This is a genomic window from Micromonospora sp. SD19, assembly GCF_054462275.1.
The window spans coordinates 257,967-276,478 of sequence record NZ_JBTLMN010000001.1 but is presented as its reverse complement, the minus strand read 5'-3'; the positions used below and the strand labels follow the sequence as shown (position 1 = coordinate 276,478).

General features: G+C 70.3%; 16 protein-coding genes, 1 tRNA gene and 1 riboswitch. Of the genes, 7 read left to right on the top strand and 10 right to left on the bottom strand.

Annotation, left to right across the window (positions count from 1 at the left end; genetic code table 11):
- Nucleotides 1-4: 4 nt before the first annotated feature.
- Nucleotides 5-346, bottom strand: a complete 342-nt coding sequence (locus ACX27O_RS01295) for a VOC family protein (RefSeq protein ID WP_245233624.1) — start codon at nucleotides 344-346, stop codon at nucleotides 5-7.
- A gap of 176 nt (nucleotides 347-522) precedes the next feature.
- Here ACX27O_RS01295 and ACX27O_RS01290 point away from each other — a divergent pair, with 176 nt between their 5' ends.
- The 4 genes from ACX27O_RS01290 (at nucleotide 523) to ACX27O_RS01275 (ending at nucleotide 4,086) form a co-directional block, all read left to right on the top strand.
- Nucleotides 523-1,026, top strand: coding sequence for a SigE family RNA polymerase sigma factor (locus tag ACX27O_RS01290; protein WP_210857705.1), 504 nt, complete (start codon nucleotides 523-525; stop codon nucleotides 1,024-1,026).
- Nucleotides 1,023-2,420, top strand: a complete 1,398-nt coding sequence (locus ACX27O_RS01285) for a WD40 repeat domain-containing protein (RefSeq protein ID WP_357637283.1) — start codon at nucleotides 1,023-1,025, stop codon at nucleotides 2,418-2,420. Before ACX27O_RS01290 ends, ACX27O_RS01285 begins: the two co-directional genes overlap by 4 nt.
- Nucleotides 2,421-2,567: 147 nt before the next feature.
- Nucleotides 2,568-3,506, top strand: coding sequence for an LD-carboxypeptidase (locus ACX27O_RS01280; protein ID WP_458939093.1), 939 nt, complete (start codon nucleotides 2,568-2,570; stop codon nucleotides 3,504-3,506).
- A 13-nt stretch (nucleotides 3,507-3,519) separates the two neighbouring features.
- Nucleotides 3,520-4,086, top strand: coding sequence for a 2'-5' RNA ligase family protein (locus tag ACX27O_RS01275; protein WP_051708461.1), 567 nt, complete (start codon nucleotides 3,520-3,522; stop codon nucleotides 4,084-4,086).
- A gap of 45 nt (nucleotides 4,087-4,131) precedes the next feature.
- Here the strand turns inward: ACX27O_RS01275 and ACX27O_RS01270 are convergent, their stop codons facing one another.
- Nucleotides 4,132-5,220 (bottom strand): hypothetical protein, encoded by a 1,089-nt coding sequence (locus tag ACX27O_RS01270; protein ID WP_458938818.1) that lies wholly within the window; start codon nucleotides 5,218-5,220, stop codon nucleotides 4,132-4,134.
- Nucleotides 5,210-5,743 carry a SigE family RNA polymerase sigma factor gene (locus ACX27O_RS01265; protein ID WP_051708459.1) on the bottom strand — a complete coding sequence of 178 codons (534 nt, stop codon included), beginning with the start codon at nucleotides 5,741-5,743 and terminating at the stop codon, nucleotides 5,210-5,212. Before ACX27O_RS01265 ends, ACX27O_RS01270 begins: the two co-directional genes overlap by 11 nt.
- Before the next feature lie 311 nt (nucleotides 5,744-6,054).
- Between ACX27O_RS01265 and ACX27O_RS01260 the strand changes: the two genes are divergently transcribed.
- Entirely contained in the window at nucleotides 6,055-7,341 is a 1,287-nt protein-coding gene (locus ACX27O_RS01260) for a DUF11 domain-containing protein (protein ID WP_030332012.1), read from the top strand.
- A 199-nt stretch (nucleotides 7,342-7,540) separates the two neighbouring features.
- On the opposite strand, the gene ACX27O_RS01255 is transcribed toward ACX27O_RS01260, so the two are convergent.
- Nucleotides 7,541-7,614 (bottom strand) — tRNA-Gly (locus ACX27O_RS01255).
- 260 nt (nucleotides 7,615-7,874) lie between these two features.
- Nucleotides 7,875-8,432 (bottom strand): pyridoxamine 5'-phosphate oxidase family protein, encoded by a 558-nt coding sequence (locus ACX27O_RS01250; protein ID WP_030332010.1) that lies wholly within the window; start codon nucleotides 8,430-8,432, stop codon nucleotides 7,875-7,877.
- A 99-nt stretch (nucleotides 8,433-8,531) separates the two neighbouring features.
- Here ACX27O_RS01250 and dcd point away from each other — a divergent pair, with 99 nt between their 5' ends.
- On the top strand, nucleotides 8,532-9,110 hold the full coding sequence (gene dcd, locus ACX27O_RS01245; RefSeq protein WP_030332009.1) for a dCTP deaminase: 579 nt from the start codon (nucleotides 8,532-8,534) through the stop codon (nucleotides 9,108-9,110).
- A gap of 57 nt (nucleotides 9,111-9,167) precedes the next feature.
- Here the strand turns inward: dcd and ACX27O_RS01240 are convergent, their stop codons facing one another.
- Nucleotides 9,168-10,208: a C40 family peptidase gene (locus ACX27O_RS01240; protein ID WP_030332007.1), complete on the bottom strand. Its 1,041-nt coding sequence runs from the start codon at nucleotides 10,206-10,208 to the stop codon at nucleotides 9,168-9,170.
- Between the two features lie 13 nt (nucleotides 10,209-10,221).
- A riboswitch (cyclic di-AMP (ydaO/yuaA leader) is annotated at nucleotides 10,222-10,357 on the bottom strand.
- A gap of 234 nt (nucleotides 10,358-10,591) precedes the next feature.
- On the opposite strand from ACX27O_RS01240, the gene ACX27O_RS01235 reads away from it, so the two are divergent.
- Nucleotides 10,592-12,574 (top strand): N-acetylmuramoyl-L-alanine amidase, encoded by a 1,983-nt coding sequence (locus ACX27O_RS01235; RefSeq protein WP_458938817.1) that lies wholly within the window; start codon nucleotides 10,592-10,594, stop codon nucleotides 12,572-12,574.
- A gap of 55 nt (nucleotides 12,575-12,629) precedes the next feature.
- Here the strand turns inward: ACX27O_RS01235 and ACX27O_RS01230 are convergent, their stop codons facing one another.
- The 4 genes from ACX27O_RS01230 to ACX27O_RS01215 form a co-directional block, all read right to left on the bottom strand.
- Nucleotides 12,630-13,643, bottom strand: a complete 1,014-nt coding sequence (locus tag ACX27O_RS01230; protein WP_458938816.1) for a C40 family peptidase — start codon at nucleotides 13,641-13,643, stop codon at nucleotides 12,630-12,632.
- Nucleotides 13,644-13,810: 167 nt separating this feature from the next.
- Nucleotides 13,811-14,812, bottom strand: a complete 1,002-nt coding sequence (locus ACX27O_RS01225) for a hemolysin family protein (RefSeq protein ID WP_112586035.1) — start codon at nucleotides 14,810-14,812, stop codon at nucleotides 13,811-13,813.
- The gene (locus ACX27O_RS01220; protein ID WP_231392466.1) at nucleotides 14,805-16,130 is read right to left on the bottom strand and encodes a hemolysin family protein; all 1,326 of its coding nucleotides are present in this window, start codon (nucleotides 16,128-16,130) and stop codon (nucleotides 14,805-14,807) included. The genes ACX27O_RS01225 and ACX27O_RS01220 overlap by 8 nt, the downstream gene beginning before the upstream one ends.
- A 104-nt stretch (nucleotides 16,131-16,234) precedes the next feature.
- Nucleotides 16,235-18,433, bottom strand: a complete 2,199-nt coding sequence (locus ACX27O_RS01215; protein WP_210862128.1) for a (Fe-S)-binding protein — start codon at nucleotides 18,431-18,433, stop codon at nucleotides 16,235-16,237.
- Nucleotides 18,434-18,512: the final 79 nt, after the last annotated feature.

Below are 18,512 nucleotides of genomic sequence, written 5' to 3'. Positions count from 1 at the left end.
TCGGCTACAGCCGGGCCAGCACCAGCAACCGGTTGCCGTCGGGGTCGGTGACCCGGGCGGATCGCTCACCCCAGGGCTGGTCGACCGGCTCCTCGGTGACCGTCGCTCCACCGGTGCGCAGCGCACCCACTGCCGCGTCACAGTCGTCGGCGTAGACGCACAACTCCCAGCGGTGCGACTCGGCCGGCTCGCCAGCCTCCGGGTTGGCGGCCAGGCCGAGCTCGCTGCTGCCCAGTCGCAGCGCGACGAACTCCGGCACGCCCTCGTCCGGGAACCGGTAGGTCAGCTCGAAACCGACCACGTCCCGGTAGAACGCGATCAGTCGTGGCAGGTCAGGTGTCGTCACGATCGGAAAGGCTTCGGTGAACACGGACCACCTCCACGCCGGACCCTAGCCGCTGCCGTGGTCCAGCCGGAACCACCGCCGTCGATCCCGGCAGGTGTCATCATCTGCCGGCCAGACTCACCCCGGCCTCAACCATTTCCGGGACAGGTGGCGTTCTACCTGGCGAGGGGGTGGGGATGACCGAGACGTTCCACGAGTTCGTGGTGCACCGCACGCCGGCGCTGTCCCGGACGGCCTACCTGCTCACCGGCGACCATCAACTCGCCGAGGACCTGTTGCAGAGCGCCCTGGCCCGGACGTACCGGCACTGGCGGCGGATCCGCGACACCGACCCCGAGGCGTACGTGCGGCGGGTGATGTACCACCAGCAGGTCTCCTGGTGGCGGCGGCGCCGGCTGACCGAACGCCTGGAGGCACAACCCACCGACCGGCCCGGCGACGACCACTCCGAGACGACAGCCCTGCGGCTGAGTCTGCTGCACGCGCTGCGCGGGCTCACCCCTCGCCAGCGCGCCGTCATCGTGCTGCGCTTCTACGAGGACCTGACCGAAGCCCAGGCGGCCGAGGTGCTCGGCTGCTCGGTCGGCACCGTCAAGCGGCACGGCCACGACGCCATCCGCCGGCTGCGGGCGACCGCCCTCGACCTGATCGACCCGACAGTGGAGAGGAGCCATCAGTGACCGCCCGACTCCGCGAGACGCTGCACGCCGCCGCGGCCGACGTCCCCGCCTACCCGGTCTACGAACGAGCGCTCGCCACCGCCCGCCGCTCCCGCCGCCGCGCCGTCGTCGCCGCTGTCGTGGTGCTCGTGCTCGCCACGCTGACCGGGGCGGTGCTCCCGCTGACGCGTACCCCTGTCGTGGATCCGGCGGCCGGCGCGGACGCCGCACTACCCGACCGGATCGCGCTGCCCCCGCTCGGTGCGCTGCACGCCACCGACCGACCCCGGCTTGGGCCCGCGTCGGTCATCTTCAGCGGGCAGGCGCGACGTCTCCAGGGCTGGGACGAGGACGGCATCGTCGGCGTGGTCAGCGCCGACTCCGACCGCTACCGGATCTTCTCGATGGGTTACGAGGCACCCGTCGGCGAGCAGGTCATCCTCTCGCCGGACGGCCGGTACGTGGCCCGGCCCGCCGGCCTCTCCGAGGACGGCCGGGTCGATCTCATCGACCTCGTCACCGGTCGTACCCGGCGACTGCACAGCAAGGTCACCAACAGTGTGGGGACGAGCCCCAGGGCCTGGTCCCCGGACGGCAGGCAACTGGTGGTCGACGACACCGTGCCGACCGACCCGACGCGCAGCGGCTACCGGCGGGTGCTGAGCATCGTCACGCTCGACGGTGAACGCTGGACCCAGCTGGCTGACGCCGCTCAACAGCCGATCTTCGGCTCGTCGGTGGCCTTCGCCCCCGGAGGTGGACGGCTCGCGTACCAGATCGGTCGGACCGTCACGGTCGCCGACCCGGACGGCCGGACGGTGTCCACCTTCGAACTGCCCGCCGAGAGCTGGCTGGCCGGCAAGGGGGCGTGGACGACGGACGGGGCGTTGACGCTGATCAGCCGGAAGGCCGGCAGCACCGACTGGAGCCTGCGCCGGGTCGACAGCGCCACCGGCCGGAACACCGCACCGCTGCCAGTGCCCGGCGTCACCGGCGTGACCGCCATCCGGCTGCTCGGCTGGGGCCCGGACGGGTCCGCGCTGGTGGTCGCCTACCAGCCCGAGCCCCTCAGCCCGGACCGGTTCGACCAGCCGCTGGAGCTGGACCAACGCACCGCCTACCCCAACGTGCGCGGCGTACGGGTGTTGGCGTTGACGCCCGACGCCAGCGCGCCACGAACAGTGATGACCGCCCCGGAGCAGATCCTCGCTGTCGACGTCGCCGACACTGTGATCAGCGCCGGTCGCACGCGCGCCGCGGACCCGCCCGGTGGGTTGGGTGGCCGATTCTGGTCCTGGACGATCCTGATCACCGTGGTGGTCGCCGGCGTCGTCGTCTACCGCAACCGCGGTGGGCTGGCACTCTGGCTCGACGACCGGCGGGTCCGTCGGGCCCGCGGGCCCGACCCGAAATGAGGTGCGGAGCGGCGGGCAGAACTGTTGGATCTCGACATGGTGCATGAGCTCGTTCGTCCTCGAAAAGCCCGCCCCGGGGACCACCTCGCGGTCCTCTCGCCGTCCTTCGCCGCGGCCGGCGCCTATCCGGCGATCCACGAACAGGCAATGCGACGGCTCGCCGACCTGACCGGTCTCGTACCGGTCGAATACCCCACCACCCGCCAGGTGGGCGCGAGCGCGGCAGCGCGGGCGGCGGACATCAACGCCGCCTTCGCAGACCCCCAGGTACGCGGCATTCTCGCCGTCGTCGGAGGCGACGACCAGATCACCGTCATCCCCCACCTGGACGCCGACCTGGCCCGAGCCGACCCGAAGCCGTTCCTCGGCACCAGCGACAACACCAACCTGCACCACTGGCTCTGGGGCCTCGGCATCGCCAGCTTCTACGGCGGGTCGTCCCAGGTGCACCTCGGCCCCGGGCCTGCCGTTGACGACGTCCACGTCCGGTCGCTGCGAGCGGCCCTGCTCACCGGGGGACGGCTGGAGGTCACGGATCCGGGTGAGTCCGAGGACATCGGCATCGACTGGGCAGATCCGCAGGCGTTGAAGTCCTTCGGCGAGCGCGAACCGACGCAGCCGTGGAGTTGGTACGGGCCGTCGCGCTCGGTCACCGGCCGCACCTGGGGTGGCTGCCTGGAGGTCATCCAGTGGATCCTGACGGCGGGACGCTTCCCGTTTCCTCCCGAGGCCCTACAGGGCGGGGTGCTGCTCATCGAGACGTCGGAAGAGCTCCTTCCCGCCCGCGAGGTCGGTTGGATCGTCCGATCACTCGGTGAGCGCGGTCTTCTCAGCGCCGTCGACGCGGTAGTGGTCGCCCGTCCGCCGGTCTCCGACCACAACCGTCGACCCGCGGCCGAGGATCGGGCACGGCTTCGTGAGCAGCAGCGGGACACGGTCGTCGACGTGGTGACCCGCTACAACCCCGAGGCGGTCGTCTGTGTCGGCGTCCCGTTCGGCCACACCAGACCACAGTGGATCCTTCCCCACGGGGGCCCGGTCACCGTTGATGGCGTGGAACGGCGAATCTTCGCCGACTACCGATAGGAAACCGCAGGGTATGGAGCCGACGCAGACGGCGCTCATCGTGCCGATACCCGAGGCCGAGGAGGCGGTCGGCAGGTTCCGGGCATCACTCGACCGGGCCGCCTCGTGGGGCGTCCCAGCGCACGTGACAGTCCTCTACCCGTTCCTGCCACCGCAGCAGATCGACGAGCGGGCCTTGGCCGCGCTGCGTGACACCATCGCCGGGATACCTCGGTTCGACGTCGCACTGACGCACGTCGACTGGTTCGGTGACACGGTCCTCTGGCTTGCTCCGCAGCCACATCGGCCCTTCCGCGACCTCACCGGGGCAGTGTGGCGACGGTTTCCTGAGGCACCCCCGTACGGCGGGGCGCACAGCGACGTGGTGCCGCACCTGACCATCGGTCACGACGCCGACAAGCCCGTGCTGACCCACGCGGCGGAAACCGTCGCCGCGCACCTGCCGATCAACGCGGCCGTCGACAGGGTCCGGCTGATCGCCGGCACACCGGACGTCAGCCCGTGGCGCACCGTCGGTGAGTTCCCGTTGGGCCCACCCCCAGCGGCAACTGGTACGGGTCTCCAGGCGGTCTCGGCCTGACGTCGAGGCGCGGCCCGGACATCCCCGGATGCCTCGCCCGACAGGTCACGGCTTGTCGATCAGCTCGATCAGCGCGGCGTCGCCCTGTCCGATGGTCCGTTGGTCGGGAGCGACTCGCACGGTGATTCGGCGGCAGCCGTCGAGTTCGACGTAGGTGCGGGGCTCGCTGGTGGTCAGTGGGATCAGCACAGCGAACCGGCTCGCACGGGTGCTGCACGGGTTCGCCGGTCGAGACGCCCGCAGCGCACCCTCGATCGCCGCTCGTTGGTCCTCCGGCAGCACCGTTCCGTGCGCGAACTCGCCGAGTGGCTCGCCGTGCCCCTGCCTACTCTTCGGCACGTAGTAGACGCAGAGGCGGACCTGCTGCCCGGCGGGGAACGGCTCTGGCAGGGTCACGAAACGGGCTTCAGGGTCGGCCGCCAAGGATGTCATGTCGACCTCGCGCTGGCTGCAACCCGCTCTGGCCGAATCGCGCTCGGCGACCGGACGGGTCGCCACGGTGGTCAGCGGCAGAGCATCGAGCGCTGCCCGGAAATCGTCCGGCAGATTGTCGTGGCAGGAATCGAGTGGTATGCCGGGCCGCATCCACCGGCCGTCCGCGTCAACGAGCGCGAGCCAGGGTGCCTCCTGCAGGACCGCTCTGCAGGCGAGGCCGGGATTCTCCGGCGCGTCGGGCCGGCGGAGGGCGGCGACGAGGGTGGCGACGGCGGCGACGTCATCGCTACGCCGCTCCGTCAAGAGCCACTCGGACCGGACAGGAGGACGCTCCACCCGGCAGACGACGACCGCGGTGGGGATGAAGTCATCGCCGAGACGGGGCAGGGCGGCTGCTTCACTCGTTGGGACACGGAAGCCGCGCGCGACCATCTCCGGTGCGGCCTCCACGCACGAAGTCCACCGCCCCTGACCGGCGGAATCGGCAGCCGTGTGCGGTGAAGGTACGCCGTTGAGTATCTGCGCCCCTCCGACGCCCAGGCCAACGACCACTGCCACGGCGAGCGCTGCGCTTCCGATCAGGCGCTGCCGGCGCCGGCGGACCCGCCTGGCCACTTCGACGACCCGGTCCGGTGGCGGTGTCAGTGGCGGAACGGCGCTGGTCAGCAGGAGCCTGATGTCCTCATCTTCATGCGTCACTTCGCGACCTCCAGGCGGCGAACAATTCAAGATCCGGATCGGTACGCAGAATCCGTAAAGCGCGGAAGGCCTGCACCTTTACGGTGTTGTGCGAGCAGCCGAGCACTTCCGCTGTCCGCTGCACCGTCAGGTCCTCGACGTAGCGGAGCACCACGATCGCCCGCTGCTGCCGGCTCAGCCGGGCCAGTGCGCGGCGTACGGCGTCCCGGTCGGCGGACTCCCCGGCCATGTCGCCACGTGAGGGCTGGTCCGGCGGCTGGCTCGGCACCTCACTGCGCCAGCGCCGTCGCCACCAGGAGACGTAGGTGGTGAACAACGCTCTGCGCAGGTACGCCTCGGGATGCCCGGCGCTGTTGATCGTGGCCCAGCGCCGCCAGACATCCGCCAGGACCGTCTGCAACAGGTCCTCGGCCCGCCCGGCATCACCGGTGAGTAGCCAGGCCGAACGCAGCAGCGCATCGGAGCGCGCCGCGACGAACTCGGCGAAGCCCTCCGGCGGTGCCAGTTCCCGGGGTCGTTGCATGGTGTGTGTCCCTCCCACCACCTGAACGCTCTGGGAGACCAGCGAGGTTAACGCGGGAAGGGCGAGGTCTTCGCGGTCTTGTAGCGCCGCCGGGGTTGCTGGCGTTGCTGACCGCAACAACATTGCAGGCGGGTGGCCTGGTTTGACCCCTGGTTGTACGACCTTGTGGCCCGTGGATGGCCCATCGCTATTCGGGAGCCCGCCGGCGCGACGTAACGATGGTCATGATCTTGGCGCTCTATCGGATGGACGCCGACGATCCCGAGGACCGGGCCGCTGGCCCGGTCGATCCCCTCCGACGTTAGGACCTGATGTCCGTTCAATTCCGCTCCACCCGCCAGCACCTGCTCCGTAGCAGTCTCCTGGTCGGCGCGCTGGCCGGGCTCGCCACCGGCCTGCTGCCCACCGGCCCGGCGGGCGCCGCCCCCTCCCGGGCGGACCTCGTGGTCGCCGCCTCCGTCGACACCGTCGAGGTGCCGGCCAGCGGTGGCTGGTCGACCCTTACCCTCGACGTACGCAACTCCGGCACGAAGGCCAGCCAGGATGTGACAGTGGCGTTCACGCTGCCGGCGGGCGCCTGGTTCTCCTCCGACGGGTTCGTGATCCCGCCGAGCTGGAGCTGTGACCTGCAGGGCACCGCGACCTGCGTACACGCCCCCCTGGCCGCCGGGGAGATCGCCGACACGCTGAACCTGCCGTTCGGGCTCCCGCCCGGCACAGCCGGAGACGCGGTGACCGTCACCGCCACGGCGAAGACCGGTATGGAGTCGTCGACCGCCAACAACATCGGCCAGGCGAGCGTGCGCTACATCCCCAGCACGATGGACCTCGAGTTCGTGCCCGCCGCAACCAGCCAGCAGCTCCTCCCGAACGAGTATGTCAATGTTTCCACGTCTCTCCGGAACTCCGGGAACTCCCCCTCGGGCGAGGTGACCGTCACCATCCCGGTGCCGGCCGGGATGCAGGGCTCGGAGATGTCGAGCGAGGGGTGGGACTGCGCGTTCGGCGACGGCGTCGCCGACGGCCGGACTGGCTGGCGCTGCATCCACAGCCCGCTGTGGCCGGGCGAGACGAGCGAGCAGCTGTACTACGGCGGGATCCTCACCTCCACCACCGTCGGCGACGTCGTGACGATGGAGGCGACCGCGGCGACGACGTTGCCGGAGACGACCCTGGAGAACAACACGGCGCGGCACACCGTCACGGTCGAGCAGGGGGCGATCGTCCGCGGCACCGTCTGGGTGGACGGCAACAACAACCGCGTGTGGGACACGTGCGAGGTGGGCGCCCCGGTCGGCTACGAAGGGATCTACCGCATCGAGGTGGCGACGCAACCCGGCTCGTCCGGCTCCGGCGGGCTGACCACCATCAATCCCGACGGCACCTTCACGGCGTACGTCCGCCCGGGCACCTACCGGGTGCAGTTTCACGTGTACGACCCGCACGAGTTCATCGACTCGATCGACTCGGACCTGATCTACTACTGGAACGAGACCGGTGGCGCCAACTACGGCCACACCGACTGGGTCACCGTAGCTACGGGTGACGAGGTGACGCTGGACGCGGGCGTCAGATCACGCTGGATCCAGACCTGCTGATATTCCTCGGCGCCGTTTCGGCGCGCCCGGGCGGTCCGGCCTTTGCGGCCGGGCCGCCCGGATCTCGTCGTGGGCCTATCGGCACGGTGTCCGCTCGACCTTCTGGCTACCGGCCTGTGGATGGCCCGCCGGGTGCTCGTGGCCTGGGAAACGTCGAAGGCCCTGGCTGGGACTCTCGTCCTGACCAGGGCCCTTCGCGTGGAGCGGGTGACGGGAATCGAACCCGCACTGTCAGCTTGGGAAGCTGATGTTCTGCCATTGAACTACACCCGCAAGCGGCACCACTGTACCCGAGTCGTCGAGCCCGTGCACCCAGGTACCCCCGCCGGCCGCGGGTGTCCGCATACCGCACAACCCTGGCCGACCCGGGTTGATCCACTCGGCTTGCTGAAAATCGGGGCGTCCGAAGCGCCGGGACACCGCGGTTTCACGGAAACCGAGTTGATCATGCGGGGTGCCGGCGGCGGGCGTACGTACAGCCCGGTGTCGGCTCCGTCCTCACGGAGCCGACACCGATGATCTTCCAGTCGTGGTCAGGCGGCCGTGCACTGGACGTCACGGCTGAGGCGGGTCGGGCGCGTCGGCGGGACGGCCAACGGGGTGGCCACCGCCGACGGGGCGTTTGGGTCGAGCCAGACCCGCACGGCCGGCCGACCCGGCGCGAGGCCGGGAACGCCCGCGATGTGCTGCTCACGGCGGGTAAGCATCGCCACGTCGATGGTGAACTCGAAGAGCCGCCAGTCGACCTGCGGCTCGGCGCGGGCGCTCTGCGCCAGCTGCGCCACCCGGACCGGATCGGTCACCGGACGGGCCCGCCCTGCCACGTATGCCTCGTCGTCGCTCTCCTCGGCCGGGAACGAGTGCAGCGCGTAGCGGCCGTCCCGTTCGAGGTCACGGCGCTTGGGCGAGTCGATGATGAAGCAGAACAGCCCCTCGGCGGTGATGACCGGGGAGACCGGATGGACGCGGGGCCCGCCGTCGGCGCGGACCGTGGCCAGATAGCCGAAGCCCGGCCCGTACTGCTGGAGGAGAACGCGGATCCCGTCGGCGAGTCGGGGCTCGTCGGCGGCGAATTCGGACCAGGAAGCCATGCGGGCATTCTATCGAACAAATGTACGAGCAGCGACCTCGACGCGCTGGTCACCGGCACCGAATCCGGGCACTTTCGGCAACGCGGCTATGGTGGTCCGATGCTGCTCTCCGACCGCGACCTGGTCTCCGAGATCAAGGCCGGCACGCTGGGCCTGGAGCCGTTCGAGCCCACCCTGGTCCAACCGTCCAGCATCGACGTCCGACTCGACCGGCTGTTCCGGGTCTTCAACAACCACCTCTACACCCACATCGATCCCGCCATGCAGCAGGACGACCTGACCTCGGCGGTCGAGGTCCCCGACGGTGAGCCGTTCGTGCTGCACCCCGGGGAGTTCGTGCTCGCCTCGACGCTGGAGGTCATCTCGCTGGGTGACCAGCTCGCCGGCCGACTGGAGGGCAAGAGCTCCCTGGGCCGGCTCGGGCTGCTCACCCACTCCACCGCCGGCTTCATCGACCCGGGCTTCTCCGGTCACGTGACGCTGGAACTCTCGAACGTGGCGAACCTGCCGATCACCCTGTGGCCCGGCATGAAGATCGGGCAGCTCTGCATCTTCCGGCTCTCCTCGCCGGCCGAGCACCCGTACGGCTCGGTGGTCTACGGCTCGCGCTACCAGGGCCAGCGGGGGCCGACGCCGAGCCGCGCCTGGCAGCACTGGCGCACCTGGCCCACCCGCTGAACCACGACGACGAGGGCCCGCCGCGACGGATCGCGGCGGGCCCTCTCGTCACCCGGGTCAGCCCGGGCGGCCGTAGCTGTGGATCGGGCCGTCGTCGACCTTCTTCATCTTGACCGGTTGACCGGCCTGCGAAGCGTGCACCACCCAGCCGCCGCCGACGTACATGCCGACGTGGTGGATGTCGCTGTAGTAGAAGACCAGGTCGCCGGGGCGCAGGTCGCCCCTGCTGACGTTCTTCGTGACGCGGCTCTGCGCGGCGGCGTTGTGTGGCAGCGACACGCCGGCCTTCGCCCAGGCGGCCAGCATCAGCCCGGAGCAGTCGTACGAGTTCGGACCCTCGGCACCCCAGACGTAGGGCTTGCCGATCTGGGCGCAGGCGAACTTGACAGCGGTGCCCGCGCCGCCGCCGGGGTAGCTGCCCGGGCAGGGCGCCGGGCGCAATGGGCCACCGCCACCGTTGCCGTACACCTTGAGGCGCAGCTTCTGCAGGCGGTCGATCTCTTCGTTGATCTGCTTCTTCTTCGCCGCCAGCTGAGCTTCGGTGCGGGTCAGCTGGGCCACCATCTCGTCCAGCGGCGCCTTCTGCGCGGCCAGCTGGTCGCGCAGGTCGGCGACCTCGCGTACGTCCTTCTGTTGGTTGTGCGCGAAGCGGTCGAGCATCTCGAGCTGGCCGACCACCTCGCTGGGCGACCGGCTGCCCAGCACCGCGTTGACGGTCAACACGTTCTCACCCTTGTAGGCGCGTACGGCCAGGGCGCTGACCTTGTCCATCGCGGCGTCGACCTGGCGCTCCAGCGGGGTGATCCGGGCGGCCAGGGCGTCGGCCTGCTTGCGCTTCGCGGCGAGGTCGGCGCGGGTGGCGTTGTGCCGTTCGATGATCGGTTCGAGCTTGTTCCAGTCGGCGTCGATCTGGCGCTCGATCTCGGCGACCGACGGGTCGGCGTGGGCCGCCGTGGCACTGCCGGTCAGGACGACGGCGACGCCGGCCAGGGCGGCGAGTGCGGTGGTGAAGCGGGACCAGCGTGGGCGCGGCACGATCGACGTCGGGCCGGCTGATGCCGACCGCTCGGACGACGGCCGCGGGGCATGGAGTGCCACCGGGGTTCCGTACTCCTTCTTCCTGACCGCCTACCGGGTTAGCTGACGGGTTCGGGCGGGAAGTCGGCGCCCTACCGCAGTGGCTGCGGATTCACCCCGAGGGACCTGGGTCCCCGGTTCGCTCGGAAACGACTCGGCGGTGTCGGTCCGTTACCGCCCGGGCTGGGCGGAGCTGCTGTCGGCCCGACGAATGACCAGAGTAGAGACGCTTGTTACCGATCCGCAACCCGCACGGCCGTGACACTCCGTACCGATTGGACGAGGTCACCGACCGTGTGTGAAGAATTCTTTCCCCACGCTTCGATAGATGGAAAGGTATTGACCTGACCTCCCGGACGGCGCGATGGTGACCTGACTCACTCCGCGAGAATCTAGGGGGTTCGATGCACCATCCAACCCTGTCGACGGGCTGGCGCGCACTGCTCGCCGCCGCCGTGGTCGCCGCCGCCACCACGGTGCCACTCTCCGTCGGCCCGGCCGCCGCCGCGTCCACCACCGACCGTCAGCAGCAGTACGCCGCCGCGGCCACCGAGTACGGGGTGCCGACAGTCGTGCTGCTCGCCGTCTCCTACCTGGAGTCCCGCTGGGACACCAACGCCGGCACACCGAGCACCAGTGGCGGCTACGGCCCGATGCACCTGACCGACGCCCGCCACGTGGCCGCCCTACCCGGGCGCGGTCACCACGACGCCGGTGCCGAGGACCCGCGCGGCGACGACTCGCGTCCCGCCCGGGTGCCCGCGCCCCGACCGGTCGAGGCCCCCGCGCCGTCCACCGCCGCGTTGCAGACCGTGGACGCCGCCGCCACGCTGACCGGCGTCGCCCCCGAGGCACTGCGCACCGACGCGGGCCTCAACATCCGGGGTGGGGCGGCGCTGCTCAGCGCGTACCAACGGGAGCTGGACGCCCCGGTCGGCGCCGACACCAACCCGGCCGCCTGGTACGGCGCGGTGGCCCGCTACTCCGGCGCGGACAGCGCCGACGCCGCCGCGGCCTTCGCCGACGAGGTCTTCACCACCATCGGCGCGGGCCAGTCCCGGGTGACCGACGACGGCCAGCGGATCACCCTGCCGGCCCGCGCGGTACGGCCCGAGCGTTCCTGGTTGGACCGGCTGGGCCTGCGCCGGCTGGCCCGCCCGGACGGGGTGGAGTGCCCCCGCACCATCTCGTGCGAGTGGATCCCGGCACCCTACGAGGCGTTCGGCGACGGGGACTACGGCAACCACGACCTCTCCGACCGGCCCGCCCGGCAGAAGATCGAATACATCGTCATCCACGACACCGAGGCGAGTTGGGCGACGACCCTGCGACTCGTCCAGGATCCGACCTACGTCAGCTGGCACTACTCGCTGCGCTCGGTGGACGGGCACATCGCCCAGCACGTGAAGACCAAGGACGTCGGTTGGCACGCCGGCAACTGGTACGTCAACGCGAAGTCGATCGGGCTGGAACACGAAGGCTTCGCGGCGCAGGGGACCTGGTACACCGAGGCGATGTACCGGACCTCGGCGAAGCTGGTCCGGCACCTGGCGCTGCGGCTGGGCATCCCACTGGACCGCCAGCACATCATCGGCCACGACAACGTGCCCGGCACCGTCGCCTCCACGGTGCGGGGGATGCACTGGGATCCGGGACCGTACTGGGACTGGACGCACTACTTCGACCTGCTGCACGCACCCCGACTGGACACCGGCACCCCGGCCACCGGGCTGGTCCGCATCGACCCCGACTACGCCACCAACCAGCCGGCGTTCACCGGTTGCGTCACCGCCGGCGTGCCGTGCGCACCGCGCGGCTCCTCGGCGGTGGTGCTCCGGAGCGCACCGTCCGCGGACGCGCCGCTGGTCAACGACGTCGCGCTCCGCCCGGACGGCACCCCGAACACGATGGCCGTGTCCGACCACGGGGCCCGGGCCTCCGCCGGGCAGACGTACGCGCTGGCCGGCCGGCAGGGCGACTGGACGGCGATCTGGTACCTCGGGCAGCGGGCCTGGTTCCACAACCCGCCGTCCGCGCCGACCGCCAGCTGGACCGTCGGCGTCGTGGCTACCCCGAAACCCGGACGGGCCACCATCCCGGTGTACGGACGGGCGTACCCGGAGCAGGCGGCGTACCCGGAGGGGGTGCCGTACCAGACGATCTCGCCGCTCCAGTACACCCTGGCCGCCGGGCAGCGGTATGCCGTCGGCGCGGTACTGGCCGGCGAGTACTACCGGGCCAGCACGTTCGACGGCTCGTCACCCGGCGACTGGACGGTGATCCGCGGCAAGAACCGCTACGCCCAGATCCAGTTCGGCCACCGGATCATGTACGTCGACCTCGCCGACGTGCAGCTGTTGCCGTCCCCGGTGGGCGCGCCCCGCTGACAACCACGACGGCCCCCGGTCGGTGACCGGGGGCCGTCGTGTCGCGCGAGGTGGATCAGCCGGGTCTACGGAACCCGGCGACAGGCATGGTGGTGATGCTGGACACCTGCACCGGCTTGCCGGCACGTGGCGCGTGCACCATCTGGTTGTTGCCCAGATACAGCCCGACATGACTCAGGCCGGAGAAGAAGAAGACCAGGTCACCGGGGCGGGCATCGCCCCGCGAGATGGCCTTGCCCTCGTTCCACTGGTCACCGGTGTGGTGGGTGAGGTAGATCCCGGCCGCCTTGTAGGCGTACTGGGTCAGCCCCGAGCAGTCGAACGAGTTCGGGCCGGTGGCACCCCAGACGTACGGCTTGCCGACCTTGCCGCAGGCGGTCTTGATCGCGGTACGAGCCGCCGCGCTGACCACCCCGTTGATGGTCGGGCAGGCCGCGGTCACCACGGTGGTCTTCGGCATCGACGCCTCGAGCTTCTTGATCTCGCCGTCGATCTGCTTCTTCTTCGCCGCCAGGTCGTTCTGCTGCTTGGTCTGGGTGACGATCAGCGCGTCCAGCTTCCGCTTCTCGCCGTCGTACTTGTCCCGCACGGCCAGCACACCCTCGACCTCCTTGCGCTCCTGCGAAGCGAGCCGGTCGAGGATGGTGAGCTGCTCGGTGAGCGTGTCCGGCTTGGCGCTGACCAGCAGCGCGCCGATGTCATGCGACGGGCCGGAGATGTAATAGCGGGAGGCGAGGTCGCCGACCCGGTTGAGCGCCAACTCGCTCTGCAGCGCCAGCGGCTCGATCTTCTTCTGCAGGTCCGCCGACTTCTGCCGGTTGACCTTCAGCTGCGCCCGGACCTTGTTGTACTGCTCGATGGTGGGCTCCAACTGCTCCCACTTCTTGTCGATCTGCGCCTCGATCTCGTCGACCGAGGGCGCGGCGTGTGCCGGCGCGGTCAGCAGACCGGCACCGACCGCCGCGGCGGCGACCAGGACCAGCACCCGGTGCGCGGCGCGACGCAGACCACCAGAGCGAGCAGACGCGTTCAGGTCGTGACGATGAGGGGGCATGGTTGCCACCGGCACCGACTCCTTTGCAACCGACCGCCGGGCGCCTCGCGTGAGGGAAGGGCCGAGGCAGACGACCCACAGCGGTCGGTGCCCCACATTAGGGAAGCTCGGGGCGGTAATCAAGGCGAGCGCGGTAACCATCACTGTCGTGCAACAGCTTGCACACCAAGGGTATTGGTCCATCACCCAACGATTGCGGTCAATACATCGTCAAGAGTGACCACACCGAGAGGCCGACGCCCGTCGCTGACCAGCACCATGTGCCGCCGTTCGCGACGCATGGCCAGCAGCAGATCGGCCAGCGTACGCTCCGGCGGCACCACCGCCAGCGGACGGTAGACGTCGGCCGGCACCGGGGACCGACGGCCCTGCCCGGCGTACCCGAGCACGTCCTTGACGTGCACGAAGCCGAGCACCCGACGGGTGGACCGCTGCACCACCGGGAACCGGGACCGGCCGGTCCGGGTCGCCAGCACCTCCAGTGACGCCGGTGAGACGTCCTCGGCCACCGTCACCACCGTCGACCACGGTTGCAGCGCGTCCGCCGCCGTCCGCGCGTGCAGGGCCAGCGCGCCCGTGATCCGCGCGTGCTGCTCCGCGTCGAGCAGTCCCTCGGTCCGCGCCTGGGAGACCAGCCCGGCCAACTCCTCGGCGGTGAACACCGTCTTCACCGACTCGGACGCCTCGATCCGCCAGAACGCGAGCACCCGTCGGGCCGCCCATTTCATCGCGAGCAACAACGGTTTGGTGGCCACACAGAACGCCAGCATCGCCGGGCCGAGCCAGAGCGCGGAGACCTCCGGTCCGGCCAGCGTGATGTTCTTCGGCACCATTTCACCGACGACCGTGTGCAGGAAGACCACCACGCCCAGCGCCAGCACGAACGCCACCGGGTGCACCGCCCGCTCCGGCAGACCCACCGCGTGGAACGGCGGCTCCAGCAGGTGAGCCAGCGCCGGTTCTGCGATCGCGCCCAGACCCAGCGAGCAGACAGTGATGCCGAGCTGCGCACCGGCGATCATCAGCGGGATCTGGTTCATCGCCGACAACGCCCAGCGGGCGCGTTTCGACCCGGCGGCCAGCGGCTCGATCACCGTCCGGCGGGACGCGATGAGCGCGAACTCGCTGCCCACGAAGAACCCGTTGCCGAGCAGCAGCACCACTGTCACCAGCAGCTCAGTCATCGTCGTCCGGATCCGCCGGGCGCAGCACCCGGACCTGCTCGATCCGGTGCCGCTCCACCTCGACCACTGTGAACTCCCAGCCGTCCGTCTCGACCGTCTCGCCGGCGAGCGGAATGTGCCCGAGCTGCGCCATCAGGAACCCGGCCAACGTCTCGTACGGCCCCTCGGGTAGCCGGAAGCCGGTCTGCTCGGCCAACTCGTCGGAGCGGAGCACCCCGTCGACCAGGACTGTGCGCTCACCGCCCGGCACTGTCAGCTCGGCCGACCCGTGGTCGTCGACGCTCGCCGGATCGAACTCGTCGGCGATCTCGCCGACCAACTCCTCGACGAGATCCTCGACGGTCACCACGCCGTCCGTGCCGCCGTACTCGTCGACCACGATGGCCAGGTCGGCCCCGGCCGCCTTCAGCGCGGCCAGGACACCGTCCAGGTTCAGGCTCTCCGGCACGTACACCGGTTCGCGGGCCACCGAGCCGACAGTCGTCGACGCCCGGCCGGCCAGCGGCACCCCCAACGCGTCGGGCACCGCGGCAACCCCGGTCACCAGGTCCAGGGTCTCCTCGTACACGGGGAAGCGGGTCCGCCCGGTCCGCCGCGACTCCTCCAGCAACTCGGCCACGGTGGCCGTGGCGCGCAGCGCGACCACGTCCACCCTGGGGGTCATCGCCTCCGCTGCCCGCTTGTCACCGAAGCGGATGGTGCGACGCAGCAGCATCGCGGTGTCAGTGGGCAGCGCGCCGGCCCGCGCCGAGATGCCCGCCAGCAGTCCCAGCTCCTCCGGCGAGCGGGCGCTGGCCAACTCCTCCTGCGGCTCCACGCCGAGCGCCCGGACCAGTCGGTTCGCCGAGCCGTTCAACCCTCGGATCACCCAGCCGAACGTCCGGGAGAAGGTGTGCATCGGGCCGGCCGTGGCCAGCGCCGCCGGCATGGGCCGGGCCAGCGCAGCGTTCTTCGGCACCAACTCGCCGAAGAGCATGGAGATCAGCGTGGCCAGCGCCAACGCCAGGAACGGGGTGACCCGCTCGGTGCTGTCTCCGGCCAGCGGGCGCAACAGCGGGGTGAAGAGACGAGCCAGGGCCGGCTCGGCCAGGTAGCCGGTGAGCAGCGCGGTGATGGTGATGCCGAGCTGTGCGCCGGAGAGCTGGAAGGAGAGTTCGCGCAACGCGGTGCGTACCGTCAGGGCGGCCTGGTCGCCCGCGGCGGCCCGCCGGTCGATCTCCGCCCGGTCGACAGTGACCAGGGCGAACTCGGCCGCGACGAAGAACGCGTTGCCCGCGGTCAGGGCTACGAAGCCGACCAGGGGCAACAGCGTCGTCAAGAGTAGGCCGTCGATGTCGCCTCACCTCGGCGAGATTCTTGCACGACGGCGGCGGCCCGCAGGGGCCACCGCCGTCGATGTTTCAGAACCCGGAGGTACGCGTCTCAGCCGCCGATCGGCGCGGTCTCCTTGCCGCCCTGCGGCTGCTCGGGCTTGACCGAACGGAGCAGCACGCTCGCCACGTCGATCACCTCGACCTGCTCGCCGGCGCCCTTGCCGTTGACCCCGTCGTTCAGCATGGTCGAGCAGAACGGGCAGCCGACGGCGACCGTCTTCGCCCCGGTGGCCATGGCCTCCTCGACCCGGTCCACGTTGATCCGCTTGCCGATCTTCTCTTCCATCCACATCCGGGCGCCGCCGGCACCGCAGCAGAAGGACCGCTCGCTGTTGCGCGGCATCTCGGTCAGGTCACCAGCGATAGCGTCGCCGAGGACCTCGCGGGGGGCCGCGAAGATCCGGTTGTGCCGACCCAGGTAGCAGGGGTCGTGGTAGGTGACCCCGCCGTCGACCGGCTGCACCGGCGTGAGCTTGCCGGTGGCGACCAGGTGGGCCAGCAGCTGGGTGTGGTGGACCACCTCGAACTCGCCACCGAGCTGCCCGTACTCGTTGCCCAGGGTGTTGAAGCAGTGCGGGCAGGTCGCGACGATCTTGCGCTTGGTCTTGTCCCGGCCCTCGAACGCCTCGTTCAGCGTCTCCACGTTCTGCTGGGCCAGCATCTGGAAGACGAACTCGTTGCCGATCCGTCGTGCCGGGTCACCGGAGCAGGTCTCGCCCTCGCCCAGGATCGCGAACTTCACGCCCGCCTCGTTGAGCAGCGTGGCCACCGCGCGCGTGGTCTTCTTGGCCCGGTCCTCGAACGCGCCGGCGCAGCCGACCCAGAACAGGTACTCGAAGTCGTCCACCTCGCCGACCCGGGGCACCTCGAAGTCCAGGCCCTTGGTCCAGTCCTCGCGGGTGTTCTGCGGCGCACCCCACGGGTTGCCCTTGTTCTCCAGGTTGCGCAGCATCACGCCGGCCTCGGAGGGGAAGCTCGACTCGATCAGCACCTGGTAGCGGCGCATGTCGACGATGTGGTCGACGTGCTCGATGTCCACCGGGCACTGCTCGACGCAGGCACCGCAGGTGGTGCAGGACCAGAGCACGTCCGGGTCGATGACCCCGCCCTCCTCGGCGGTGCCGATCAGCGGCTTGTCGGCCTCGGCGAGGGCCAGCACGTCCAGGTGCGCGAGCTGGGCCTGGGTGGCCTTCTCCTCGCCGGTCAGGTCCTTGCCGCCGCCGGCCAGCAGGTAGGGCGCCTTGGCGTACGCGTGGTCGCGGAGGCTCAGCACCAGCAGCTTCGGCGACAGGGGCTTGCCGGTGTTCCAGGCCGGGCACTGCGACTGGCAGCGGCCGCACTCGGTGCAGGTGCTGAAGTCGAGCAGGCCCTTCCAGCTGAACTGCTCGACGTGGGCGACGCCGAACTGGTCCTTCTCCGGGTCCGCCTCCTCGAAGTCGAGCGGCTTGCCCTGGCTCGTCATCGGGCGCAGCGCGCCGAGACCGGAGCCGGCCGGCTTGGCCGGCTCCCGCTTGAAGAAGATGTTGGGGAACGCCAGGAAGCGATGCCAGGCCACACCCATGGTGACGTTCAGCGAGATGACGATCAGCCAGGTCATCGAGATGGCGATCTTGATGAGCGCGGCGACGCTCGCCCCGTCCGACCAGTCGGGCAGCACCGCGCCGACCGCGTGGCTGACCGGGGTGGCCCAGAGCGGGTACTCGAAGTGGTCGGTGGCGACCTTGAAGCCGCGGATCAGCAGGCCGAAGATCAGGACCAGCAGCACGATCCACTCGACGAAGTAGCCCTGCCACATCGTCGATCCGGTGAACCGGGACCGCCCGCCCGGCCGGGTCGGCCGGTTGCGCAACCGGATCACCATCAGCACCAGGATGCCGATCAGGCCCAGCACGGTGATGATCTCGGTGGCCAGGCCGAAGATCGTCCAGGGCCCGATGATCGGCAGCCCGCCGGTCGGGGTGACCACCTCGAAGTACGCCTCGAGCACCAGCAGCGACAGCACGATGAAGCCGACCATCACGAACCAGTGCGCCGCACCGACCACGCCCCACTTGAGCATTCGGGTGTGGCCGGCGGTCTCCACCAGCATGGTCCTGGTACGGGCGCCCTTGTCGGAGAACCGCTCCGGAGCGGGTTGCCCCAGCCGGATGACGGCCGTCATCTTCATGACCGCGCGTACCGCAAGCCACACCGCCACGGCGGTGATGGCGGCCGCGAGGATCGTGGTGACGATCTGGACGCTGCCCATCGAGTTGGCCTCCCCGGTCTGCTGCCTGATGACCTCGCTCTGCTCGGTCATGCACTGCAGCCTACGCGAAGGTTACCCA

Excerpts from the sequence above, each read along its gene's own strand:
- ACX27O_RS01280 (WP_458939093.1), top strand. The coding sequence starts at position 2,568 with ATGCGACGGCTCGCCGACCTGACCGGTCTCGTACCGGTCGAATACCCC.
- ACX27O_RS01250 (WP_030332010.1), bottom strand. The coding sequence starts at position 8,432 with ATGGCTTCCTGGTCCGAATTCGCCGCCGACGAGCCCCGACTCGCCGAC.
- ACX27O_RS01290 (WP_210857705.1), top strand. The coding sequence starts at position 523 with ATGACCGAGACGTTCCACGAGTTCGTGGTGCACCGCACGCCGGCGCTG.
- ACX27O_RS01215 (WP_210862128.1), bottom strand. The coding sequence starts at position 18,433 with ATGGGCAGCGTCCAGATCGTCACCACGATCCTCGCGGCCGCCATCACC.
- ACX27O_RS01275 (WP_051708461.1), top strand. The coding sequence starts at position 3,520 with ATGGAGCCGACGCAGACGGCGCTCATCGTGCCGATACCCGAGGCCGAG.
- ACX27O_RS01260 (WP_030332012.1), top strand. The coding sequence starts at position 6,055 with ATGTCCGTTCAATTCCGCTCCACCCGCCAGCACCTGCTCCGTAGCAGT.
- ACX27O_RS01265 (WP_051708459.1), bottom strand. The coding sequence starts at position 5,743 with ATGCAACGACCCCGGGAACTGGCACCGCCGGAGGGCTTCGCCGAGTTC.
- ACX27O_RS01225 (WP_112586035.1), bottom strand. The coding sequence starts at position 14,812 with ATGACTGAGCTGCTGGTGACAGTGGTGCTGCTGCTCGGCAACGGGTTC.
- dcd (WP_030332009.1), top strand. The coding sequence starts at position 8,532 with ATGCTGCTCTCCGACCGCGACCTGGTCTCCGAGATCAAGGCCGGCACG.
- ACX27O_RS01235 (WP_458938817.1), top strand. The coding sequence starts at position 10,592 with ATGCACCATCCAACCCTGTCGACGGGCTGGCGCGCACTGCTCGCCGCC.